General features: G+C 59.5%; 9 protein-coding genes. 2 read left to right on the top strand and 7 right to left on the bottom strand.

Annotation, left to right across the window (positions count from 1 at the left end; all coding sequences use genetic code 11):
* Nucleotides 1-148: 148 nt before the first annotated feature.
* Nucleotides 149-511: a DUF6124 family protein gene (locus PSH97_RS15915; RefSeq protein ID WP_305445758.1), complete on the top strand. Its 363-nt coding sequence runs from the start codon at nt 149-151 to the stop codon at nt 509-511.
* Nucleotides 512-561: 50 nt separating this feature from the next.
* Here the strand turns inward: PSH97_RS15915 and PSH97_RS15910 are convergent, their stop codons facing one another.
* From PSH97_RS15910 to PSH97_RS15885, 6 genes are all read right to left on the bottom strand, one after another.
* Entirely contained in the window at nt 562-1,554 is a 993-nt protein-coding gene (locus PSH97_RS15910; RefSeq protein WP_305445757.1) for a LacI family DNA-binding transcriptional regulator, read from the bottom strand.
* 75 nt (nt 1,555-1,629) lie between these two features.
* Nucleotides 1,630-3,132 carry a glycoside hydrolase family 32 protein gene (locus tag PSH97_RS15905; protein ID WP_305445756.1) on the bottom strand — a complete coding sequence of 501 codons (1,503 nt, stop codon included), beginning with the start codon at nt 3,130-3,132 and terminating at the stop codon, nt 1,630-1,632.
* Nucleotides 3,129-4,268 (bottom strand): ABC transporter ATP-binding protein, encoded by a 1,140-nt coding sequence (locus PSH97_RS15900; RefSeq protein ID WP_305445755.1) that lies wholly within the window; start codon nt 4,266-4,268, stop codon nt 3,129-3,131. Before PSH97_RS15900 ends, PSH97_RS15905 begins: the two co-directional genes overlap by 4 nt.
* A 27-nt stretch (nt 4,269-4,295) precedes the next feature.
* A complete protein-coding gene (locus PSH97_RS15895; protein ID WP_305445754.1) occupies nt 4,296-5,138 on the bottom strand; it encodes a carbohydrate ABC transporter permease in 843 nt (280 codons plus the stop codon).
* The gene (locus tag PSH97_RS15890) at nt 5,135-6,097 is read right to left on the bottom strand and encodes a carbohydrate ABC transporter permease (RefSeq protein WP_305445753.1); all 963 of its coding nucleotides are present in this window, start codon (nt 6,095-6,097) and stop codon (nt 5,135-5,137) included. The genes PSH97_RS15895 and PSH97_RS15890 overlap by 4 nt, the downstream gene beginning before the upstream one ends.
* Nucleotides 6,098-6,118: 21 nt before the next feature.
* Nucleotides 6,119-7,393: an ABC transporter substrate-binding protein gene (locus PSH97_RS15885; RefSeq protein ID WP_305445752.1), complete on the bottom strand. Its 1,275-nt coding sequence runs from the start codon at nt 7,391-7,393 to the stop codon at nt 6,119-6,121.
* A gap of 169 nt (nt 7,394-7,562) precedes the next feature.
* Between PSH97_RS15885 and PSH97_RS15880 the strand changes: the two genes are divergently transcribed.
* A complete protein-coding gene (locus PSH97_RS15880) occupies nt 7,563-9,128 on the top strand; it encodes a carbohydrate porin (protein ID WP_305445751.1) in 1,566 nt (521 codons plus the stop codon).
* Between the two features lie 67 nt (nt 9,129-9,195).
* Here PSH97_RS15880 and PSH97_RS15875 read toward each other — a convergent pair whose 3' ends face one another.
* Entirely contained in the window at nt 9,196-11,160 is a 1,965-nt protein-coding gene (locus PSH97_RS15875; RefSeq protein ID WP_305449812.1) for a metallophosphoesterase, read from the bottom strand.
* Nucleotides 11,161-11,193: the final 33 nt, after the last annotated feature.

Raw genomic sequence — 11,193 nt, 5'->3', positions numbered from 1 at the left:
TAAGGCTGCGTTTTATGGTGGCCATGCGCAGGGCTCCTTCGGGAGCGCCGGTTCCGATGCCCGGTCTACCAACCTTCGTATGGCCACCACCCTCCGTTTGGTAGCGAGATGGTGTTGGCTCCTTTTAAGAAGCATCGGAGTTTCTGCTATGTTCAAAGTTACGCCCAACCCACCGGACACCGATCCGGCATCCCCGTACGAATCCCTCGACTCGAAAAAACTCAACGAAGCCGCCGAGCGCGCCCTCGATTTCTACCTCAATCCGGCGGCGATCATGAACAACACCCCACGCAAACCCAGCACAATGTATATGGTTGCGCCGGATGTCGGCCATGAAGCCTTGCTGGTTCAAACGTGCGAAAACCTGGCGTCGGCCAGTGTCATGGCCAGCGACCTCGCTGCATTGGTGGAGGGCACCCACCGCAATACACTGCTGGCGCTTCAGCAGGTCATCATGCTGGGGGAATTGGCGGTGAATCGAATGCTGGATAACTTCGTTCCACCCAAGTAATCACTCAGCCCTTTACCGAGAGCTTGCCCTCGGTAAAGGGTTTTGATGGCTCACAACGACGTTCTGACCACCAATGGACAATCAACCGGCTGGGCTCCCGAGACCTCCAGGGCCTCGATCAGGTGCCGGGCTGCATTGCGACCGATCTCGTAGTACGGCAGTTGCACCGTGGTCAGCGGCGGGAGGAACAGTTCGGCGATGCCGATCATGTTGTCGTAGCCGAGCACGGCGACATCGTCGGGAATTTTCAGGCCACGGCCCAAAAGCAGCTGATAGGCACAAAAGGCAATCCGGTCGTTGCCACAGATCAGAATGTCGAACTCGGGGCGACCCTCAGTAATGTGCCGGTCGAGGATGGCTGCGGTTTCACCATAGGCATCATGATCGGAAAGGTCGTATTGCAGGAGTGCGTCAGGCGCCAGGCCGAATGCCTGACAGGCACGCTGCAGGCCTTTTTGCCGCAGGCCCCAGGCCAGACTCTGTTTGGGCAGATTGATACACAGCGGGCGCCGATAGCCTTGGCTCAACGCATGATGTACCGCTCGATACTGCCCCGTTTCGTCGTCTGGCACATAACTGACCAGGTCACTGTCATCTGCCAGGCAATTGGCGAGTACCAGGGGTTTGCTCTTCAAGCGCTCGGGAATGCTCACGTGGCGAAACCCCATGGCGCTGAAGATCAACCCGTCGGGACGGTGCGACAACATCAGGTCGATGTTCTGGTCGGTGGGCGGGTTGCTCAACAGGTTGAGGATAAATACATTCCAGCCGGCCTGCTGCGCGGTCTGTTCGATAGACAGCAGCAGCTCGACCGCGAACGGTGTGGTCGCGGTGTCCAGTGCGAACACACCGATGGTTCGCGACTGGAGGTTGTCGCCGCGCATTTTGCGCGCCGACAGGCTCGGTACGAATTGCAGTTCGTCAATGGCGCGACGCACCCGCTGAAGGGTTTCGGGGCTCAGTTTTTCCGGATTATTGAGCGCTCGAGAAACCGTCATCAGGGACACGCCGGCCAGCTGTGCAACGTCTTTCACTGAAGTCATGCGAGGCGAGGCCGGTCAGGTTGACGCAGGATCATGACACAGGGCCCGGGCTTCTCGCGACTCGAATGACGCTGCTCATAGCCATCCCGAGGCCAGAGGCCATGCCTTGGGAATGGAGACACGTCCGCCACTCCCGCTGGCAAACAGCTTCACCCCCAGACTGTCGGGCCGCGGATAGAGGCGACTGCTGAAGCTGAAGCGCCCGTTTTCGTCGAACACCTCGATGGACGAGCGATCGAGGAACACACGCAGCTCCAATCGCCCTTGTGTCGGGTCTATCGACACGCTGCGCTGACCGGTGACTTGCGCACCCGAGCGGCTGCGGTCCAGCACCAGACGCTGCAGCAATGCATCGTAGTAAAGCAGGGTTTCTTCATGGTCATCGTCGCTGCAACGCAAGGCGATTCCCAAGTGGCCGTCGGTGCAGCCGCGCAAATCCAGATGCACATGGAGTTCGAGCATGTCGCCATTCACTTGCGGCACGCACCGGGTTCCCGATTCATCCCACCAGGGCGTGCCCGGCAAGGGCGCCATGCGCAGAGCGGTGAGCTCCCGTGCCGGATACACGCAAAGGCGATCTGCATGCAGTTCAAGTTCGCGCGGCAAACCGAGCATGCCGCACCAGTGATGGGCCTGACTCGGCATCGGGCTTTCCCACATGTCGAGCCACGCCCACACAAGGCGCCGACCATCGGCGGCCAGGAGCGTTTGCGCGGCATAGAAATCGTGGCCGTTATCCAGCTCGATAAAAGGCCCGCCGGTGAAGTGCCACTCGCTGTCGAGTCGGCCCACTCGATAACCGGTCTGGTACTTGTTAAGCCGCTCGTAACCCTCGGGTTGCATGCCTTGGGGGGAGTAGAGCAGCACATCGCGTCCGTTCAGTCGGAACAGATCCGGGCACTCCCACATATAGCCGTCGCCCGCGCTGCCGCTGGACACATAGTCGAGGAACTCCCAGGCGTGCAGATCCGTGGAACGGTACAGCGGGAGCAACGGCACATCGCCCAGACGTGCGCCGGCAATCAGGTACCAGCCGTCATCCTCCTGCCATACCTTGGGGTCGCGAAAGTGCATGATCGTGTCTTGCGGTGCGGTGTCGATGACGGCGCCATGCTTGATGAACCGGATACCGTCGGTACTGGTGGCCAGGCACTGGACTTGGCGGATCGAGCGCTCGTCACCCACGTCCCCCAGCCAGGTGTGCCCGGTGTAGATCAGTGCCAGGGTATCGCCACACACCACCGCGCTACCGGAAAAACAACCGTCGCGGTCGAAATCATCACCGGGTGCCAAAGCAATGGGTAGATGCTGCCAATGGACCAGATCGGCACTCTTGGCATGCCCCCAATACATAGGGCCCCATTTCGCGTCGAAGGGATGGTGTTGATAGAACACGTGGTATTCGCCACGAAAGTACACCACCCCGTTAGGGTCGTTCATCCAGCCCGCTGGAGGGGCAAGATGATAACCGGGTCGATAATCGTGGATGACGCGAGACAGGCCGTCACTCAGCGCACACTGCGCAAGGTCAAGGGCGCAAGACATTGGGTCGTTCATGGGATTCAAATACACAGTCATAGGGCGCTTGCTCGTGCCGAGCGCAGAGGGACGCCCTCGGGCAGGGTTTCAATGGCGTGGCGCTTCAAGGCCGTGCCGTCGGCGTCGAACAAGTGCAGATTGCCGATGTCCAGCTGCAGCTCGACCCGATCGCCCGCCTGCCATCCGGCGTTGACCTCGCAACGACAGATCATGGGCTCGTCGTGACCGGTATCGAGGTGCACATAGGTTTCGCTGCCCAGGTATTCGACTGCGGTCACGACGACGCCGGCGGTTCCATCCGCCGCCGTGAGCGACATGTGCTCCGGGCGAATCCCCAGGCTCAGCGTCGTGCCTGCCGCCAGGTTCGAGCTGTCGAAGGGCAGGGACGTGATGCCCCATACGAGGGTATCGACCAAGCTGGTTTCACCTGGCGCCTGCAGGCGCGCCGACAGAAAATTCATTCTGGGCGAACCGAGAAAACCGGCGACAAAGCGGCTGGCCGGGCGCTCATAGAGTTCGCGCGGTGAGCCGACCTGTTCTACGCGACCGCCATTGAGCACGACAATTTTGTCGGCCAGGGTCATCGCTTCAACCTGATCGTGGGTGACGTAGATCATGGTCGAGCCCAGTCGATCATGCAGCCGGGCGATTTCGTTGCGCATCTGCACCCGCAAGGAGGCGTCCAGGTTGGAAAGCGGCTCATCGAACAACAAAATGTCCGGTTCCCGCGCCATGGCCCTGCCCATGGCCACACGCTGACGCTGCCCGCCAGACAGCTCCTTTGGCTTGCGCTGCAGCAGTTTGTCCAATTGCAGGATTTTCGCCGTTTTCAGCACGCGCTCGCGCAGGCTGGTCTTTTCCGTCTTGGCCAGTTTGAGACCAAAACTGATGTTGTCGTAGACGCTCATGTGCGGGTACAGCGCATAAGACTGAAACACCATGCCGACGCCACGCTCGCGCGGCTCCAGGTCGTTGACCCGACGGCCGTCGATCAGCAGGTCGCCGGCGCAGATCGAATCCAGTCCGGCGATCAGTCGCAGCAGGGTCGATTTTCCGCAGCCCGAAGGGCCGACGAATACCACGAATTCACCCGCCGCGATTTCCAGGCTGACGTCGCGAAGAATCCGCGCGCCGCCCAATTGTTTGTTGACGTTGTCCAGTTTCAATTTGATCACGATGCTGTTCCTTGTCTTTGTTGGGCATCAACCCTTTAACGCGCCGGCAGTGAGACCGGAAACGATTCGGCGCTGGAAGATCAGCACCAGAATCACCAGTGGGACGGTGACCAGCACCGAGGCGGCCATCAACAACCCCCAAGGCAACTCATGGGGACTGCCGCCGGAAATCAAGGCGATGGCGACCGGCACCGTGCGTTGCGTGTCGGTGAGGGTGAAGGTCAGGGCAAACAGGAACTCGTTCCAGGCGGCGATGAAAGCCAACAGGCCAGTGGTGACCAGTGCGGGCCAGAGCAGCGGCAACAGCACCCGGGTCAGCGTGACCCAAGGTGAGGCGCCATCCATGATTGCCGCTTCTTCCAGCTCATGGGGCAGTTGCCCCATGAACGTGGTCAGCACCCAGACGGTGAAGGGCAGGGTGAAAATCGTGTAGCTGAGGATCAACGCCCAGGAGGTGTTGTACAGACCCAGGGCGCGGATCACTTCGAACAGCCCCGACAGCACCGCAACCTGGGGAAACATCGACACCCCAAGCACCATCATCAACACCGTGCCGCGACCGCGAAACTTCACCCGGCCCAGGGCATAGGCGGCGGTCAGGCTGAGGAACAGCGCCAGCGTGACCACGCACAGCGCAACCACCAGCGAGTTGCGGATAGCCAGCAGGAATGAGGCTTGATTGAGCACTGCCGCGTAATTGGAGAAGTCGGGGTTATCGATCCAGTAGCTCACCTCGAACAAGGCGCTGGACGGCTTCAGCGACGTCACGATGGCGTAGTAGAAAGGGAAGACCGCATACAGCAGCAACACCCCGATCAAGCACCAGAACCCGAGGCGCAACAGGGCTTTTTTCAGTAGGCGCGGGCTCATGAGCGGACCTCCAGTTGACGGCGTCCGAGGTAGAGATAAAGCATGGCAATCACCGCAACCACCAGAAACAGCAGCGTCGAGGCCGCGCTGCCGTAACCAACGTCCTGGAACTCCACCAGATGCTGGCGGGCATACACCGACATACTCATGGTGCTCGACGAGTTCGAGGTCAGCACATAGATCACGTCGAATACCCGCAGCGAGTCGAGGATGCGAAAGATCGCCGCCACCAGCAAAGCGGGCATCAGCAGGGGAAGCGTGACACGCCAGAACACCTTCAACGGGTGAATGCCATCAACCCTGGCGGCTTCGTAGCAATCGCTCGGCAACATCTGCAAGGCCGCCAGCATCAGCAGCGTGACAAACGGCACGGTCTTCCAGACGTCGACGATGATCACCGCCCACATCGACAGATCTGCATCTGCCGTCCAGGCCAGGGGCGCGTCAATCAGGCCGAGGCTCAGCATCAGGTGATTGATGATGCCGAACTGGTCGTTAAGCATCCATGACCAGATCTTCGCCGAGACAATCGTAGGAATCGCCCAGGGAATCAGAATCAACGCACGCACCAGAGAGCGGCCGGTGAACTTGATGTTGAGCAGCAACGCCACCAGCAATCCCAGTACGACTTCCAGTCCCACCGACACCACGGTGAAATGCAAGGTGTTGCGCACCGCGTTCCACCATTGTGGATCGACCAGAATGCCTGACCAGTTGGTACCGTTGTGGAACAGGTAATTGCTCAAGCCAATGAAGGTTCCGCCACCGGTGTCCGCCAGGTTGGCGTCGGTCAGGCTGAACCAGAATGTGCGCAGTAGCGGCCAGGCCGCCACCAGGGCCAGACACAGCAACATCGGTGTCAGAAACAGCCAGGCGGCGCGCACTCGACGACGTTGCACGGGCGTTTCCCTGGTGAGCAGCAGCTCCTCACAAGGGGCATGGGTAGTAGAGACAGACATGGTGATTTCCTTCCTTGTGGCTTACCAGTTCCGGCGTTTGATGCGCGTGAGTTCGCTTTCCAGTTCGGCCAGCGCCTGATCGACAGGCAGCTCGCCCGCCAGCACGCCATGCACTCGATCGAAGAACGCATTGGAGACCCGTGGATAGCGATCGGCGGTGATGGCAGCGGGGCGCATCACCCCATCGTTGAGAATGCTGTGCAGTTGAGCGTAATAAGGCATGGCCGCGAGCAGTTCGGGATCTTGATAGAGCGACTCGATAACCGGGTTGTAGGCGCCTATCAGGGCACGACGTTTTTGCTCTTGGGCACTGGTCAGGTAGCTCACCAGCTCTGCGGCAAGTTTTGGATGGGCGCTGTAACGCGATACCGCCAGGCCCCAGCCACCGAGGGTGGAGGCATGGCTGCCAGCCTCGCCGCCGCGGGGCAGGGGCGCGACCCCGACCTTGTCTTTTACGGCACTGTCCTGGCTTTGCACCAAGGCCCAGACATACGGCCAGTTACGCATGAACAGCGCATTTCCCGACTGGAATACGCCACGTCCTTCTTCCTCGGTGTAATTGAGTACGCCCCGGGGGGAGATGTCGCCCACCCAACTTTTCGCCAGGGTCAAAGCCGTTCTTGAAGCCGGACTGTTGACCACGATGTCGCCTTGTGGATTGACCAGTCCGCCTTCCGGTTGGCTGCTGATCCACTCCAGCGCATTACACGTCAGGCCCTCGTAGGCGCGCCCCTGAAAGATGTAGCCCCACGCATTGGGATTCCCGGCAGTACGCTCGGCCTGTTGAATATTCCTCGCGGTAGCAGTCATTTCCTCCCAGGTCTGGGGAACCTGCTGGTTGTACTTCTCGAGCAAGTCCTTGCGGTAGTACAGCAGACCCGAGTCGGTGAACCACGGCATCGTCACCAGCCGTCCGTTCACTGTGGCGTTATCCACCTGTGCCTGGAAGTAGCCTTGGGTCGCGTTGGCGGGAAGCACCTCGCGCAGATCCATCAGATGTTTGGCCAGCATTCCTGGCCACACCATATCGATTTGAATGATGTCGATGTCGCTGGACTGGGCACTGAGGATCTGTTGGTAGAACGACAACCGCTCGGTCGCCGAGTTAGGTGTGGAAACCACTTCGACGTTGTTGCCAGTCTGTTTCGACCACGCCTCCACGGCCTCTTTGCAGAGTTGTAACTCTGCACCCACCGCCCCGCACGAGATCGTCAAATCGGCTGCGCTCGAAAGCGATGGAAGCCCGGCACAAAGGGTAAGCAGTGCTGCTGGAAGGAGAGATTTGAGCTGTTTCATAAAGCCCTCTTTATTTTTGTTTTTAGAAAAGTTAACGTTAACATCGCCAAATGTAGCAGCGTATTTGCGATGAGGCATCCTTTTTTTCGTTGATTCTGGCAAATCACGACTCACGAAAGAAAAGGTCGGTCGCAGGACAAAACAATAAAAACAACACAGGAAATCCCCCATGCAGAAAGCATCAAGCTGGCTACTCGCAGGCGTGCTCGGCACCTCGGCGGCGACCACTCACGCAGCGACTCTGGAAGAACGCATGGCCGCGTTTGAAGCCCGTGCCAGCGCAGCGGAAAAACGCGCAGCCGCAGCTGAACAGCAAACCCAGGCACTCGCCAGGGAATTGCAGCAGATCAAACTTGCCACTTCCACCTTGCAGCCCGCAGCGTCCACTGCAGCAGCCATGTCGGCGCCTGCTTTGGACACCCGACTGGCAAAACTCGAAGCCCGCCAGCAAAGCATGGAAAAGCAGGGCAGTGCTGGACACCTGACTGACGGCTTCAGCTTCAAGGGCTACGCCCGTTCCGGGATGCTGATGAATGATGGGTTGGGTGGTGGTCGTGGCGGCCCATATACGACCCCTGCTGGTTCAGTTGGTGGTGCAGTCGGGCGACTGGGTAACGAAGACGACACCTACATGCGCATAGACCTCTCGAAAGAAGCCTACGCACAGAACGGCACCCATTCCAAATTCACGGTTTCCATCGCCGATGGAGTGGAAAGTACAAATGACTGGACGGCCGCCGAAAGTAACCTGAACGTGCGCCAGGTATTTACGGAACTCGATCACCTCGCCGCCTTCAAGGGCAATTCAGTGTTCGAGAATTCCACCCTGTGGGCAGGCAAACGATTCGACAGAGATAACTTCGATATCCACTGGCTGGACTCGGATGTCATCTTTCTGGCCGGCACCGGGGGTGGTATCTACGATGTGCAGATGAACAAGGATTGGCGCTCGAACTACTCCTTGATCGGGCGTAACTACGGGGATTTCAGCGAGGGCGGTGTCAATGCCGATGTGGAAAGCTACATCCTGACCTCCAACCAGTTCTTCGACAACGGTCAGTGGCAGTGGATGTTCAATGGCATTGGCTCGAAGAAAAACGATTTTGGCACTCGCAGCAATGAAGCGGGCCTGACGCCTGCGGATTCCGGCTTGCACAGCATGGTGGCCAATCATCAGAAAAACTTTTTCGGCAGGGAAGGCTTCTTCAAAACGGCACTGCTCTATGGGCAAGGTCTGGGGGCAGAAGTCAAGAATATCGGCTCGGATGGCGAGCTGATCGACGATGCCCGCGCGCTGCGTCTGGCGCTTTACGGCGAGACACCCATTGCACCTGGCTGGCGCATCGGTCCCAGCTTGCTGGCCGAACAAAGCAAGGACAGATACGTCAAGGGTGACGACTACCGCTGGATGACCCTGAACATGCGGTTGGCCAATGAAATCAACAGCAATTTCGAGATGGCCTACGAAATGAGCTGGCAAACCATGGACCTCGACCCCAAGGGCTACATGCAACGTAATGCGGTGGACGGTAACTTCTGGAAATTCACGATCGCCCCGACATTCAAGCCTGACTTTGGAGACCTGCTCACACGTCCCGAATTGCGCGTGTTCGCCAGCGTCATGAACTGGTCCTCGGACCTGGACCGATACAGTTCCACAGACAACTTCGGCAAGTCGGACTTCAACGCCGGTGGTGTATGGCAATACGGCATACAGATGGAAACCTGGTTCTGAAACCTGCTTCATCTGCGACAGGCCTTACCTGTAGGAGCCAGCACCGCTGGCTCCTACGAAAAGCGTTTTACTCACGCAGAATCACGATGGGCGGCTCGATCAGTTGCAGTTCGAGCTCACCCGAGGCTGGCACAAAGCGCGGGCCGGTGCTTTCAGGCGTTGCCCGCAACCTCCAGGTGCGCTGCACCTTCGCCAGTTTGGCGACGCCTGATCCCAAGGACCAGCGCCGGCAGACCTTTTCCAACTTGAGTGGGTAAAGGGTGAGTTGGTCGCCTTTGAAGTGCATGCGCAGGAAGCATTTGTGGTCGGCGATGCACTGCGAGGAAAAAACCGCCTCGCTATGTAGTCCCCAAAAAGTGTTGCCCATCACCATCCATGCGCCGAACAACAGGCCTCCCAAACTGCCACCGAGCACCAGCGTCTCCGCCAGGAACAACGAAACCTGGTACAGGTTTTCTACCTCGAGCTGCAAGTAGTGGATGTTGACACGGCCCATCAGCCATAGCAGTCCGATCGCCAGTCCCAGATGAAGTAACCCGTGAGCCGCTCCAATGGCATAGGCGAGCTTTCGGGTGCGCTTGACCCCGGCGGCTGAGAACACTGCGCAACCCAGCACAATGATCACGGCGAACATTACCGACGAAGGACTGTGTGACAGGACCAGGAGCAGGTGTCGCCAAACTTCGCTGATGTTGGGAATAGACGCTTGGAGGTCAGACAACACGTCCATCAGGCTGCGGTTGCCTCGTGCCGGGTGGGGCACCGTACTGGCGCTTTGTACCATCCAGTCGAACAGCAGGTACAAGATGGCCAGCATGCCGCAGAACGAGAGGTTGCGGGTGGGTAGCCGCCATGCCCGATTACGCAGTTGCTCGGAGGTCTTTTTGTCCGGGTAGACCGCAGCCAGCTCGTAGTGCTGTCGGGTGCCGCCAACGTTGATCGGCTTGGGCGGATCTGGAAGCTGATGGGTGGCATTCAAAAAGGCGCCACCGCCTCCGCAGGTGATGCGCTGCGGCGCCTGGGTGCCAGCTTTTGGCTGGTAGCGCGCGTAGTGGTGCGAGTCTCCGGCCAAGACCACCGCCAGGTGATCACCCAAGAGTTCCTCGATCTCGCGCAGGCTGCGAAAGCGCGGCGTCTGGGTTTCGATCGAGGGCAAGGCCTTGCTCTCCTCGCGTGCCAGCCGTTCGGCTTCGTCCACCCAACTCGGCTCGGGCGTGCAGAGGATCACGCGATCGCCTGGCTGCAATTTGGCGTTCATCTGCTCGAAGTATTGCTTTTGCTGCCGGTCGATCATGGATTCAAACTGCAGATCCAGGCCCCAGATCCACCAGCCATTGGGCAACTGCAGCACGTAGTAACCGGTGCGTTGGCGGGTTTCCCAAGCGCCGATGGGCTTGCGCTCGCAAAACAGTTGGGAGAAACCGCGCAGACCGTCATACCAATCGTGGTTGCCGGGCGTCGCCACTATCCACGGTGCACCCGGCTGCCGCACGGGCTGGTCCTGGTCATCAGGGCGCTCCTTGGGGACCGGCGCGGGAAATGCGGCGCGGAAGGGATCCAGGAAACGGGTGCGGTAGCCGTTGCGGGCCGGTGTGGGATAGACCTGATCGCCGCCGAGCAGCAGCACGTCGCCGCGCGGCAGCGAGAGTTGGTGTTCCGGCAACTCGACAGCATGGCTGACGCACAGCGCCATGGAATAGGTGGAGTCCCAGCCATCGCCGGTATCGGCCAGATAGTCGATCCACACGTCACCGTCGGCGGCCACCTGGATGGGCGGGTTAGAGTCCCGAGGGTTGAGCATGGCCAGCACCTCGCGTGGGTCCGCGAAGGCGCCCATCGTGGTGGCGACAGCCGTTTGTAAGCCCGTGCGCATCAGCTGCAACGGGCCTAGCCAATTGACCATCGCCTCCTGGGTATAAAGCTCTATGCGGCTATTGAGCGTGGGGGATTGGGTGGAACGGGTCATGGCGAGGGGCGCAGAGTGCGGCGTAGGCGCCTCTCCAGCGCGAAACTCAATCGATTGCTCCTTCATCATTCAGCCTCCATTGCTGTAACGAGTTCAGGT

The sequence above is a fragment of the Pseudomonas cucumis genome (assembly GCF_030687935.1).
Classification (GTDB): domain Bacteria; phylum Pseudomonadota; class Gammaproteobacteria; order Pseudomonadales; family Pseudomonadaceae; genus Aquipseudomonas; species Aquipseudomonas cucumis.
The sequence above is the reverse complement of the archived record's forward strand: the minus strand, read 5'-3'. Positions and strand labels throughout refer to the sequence as shown.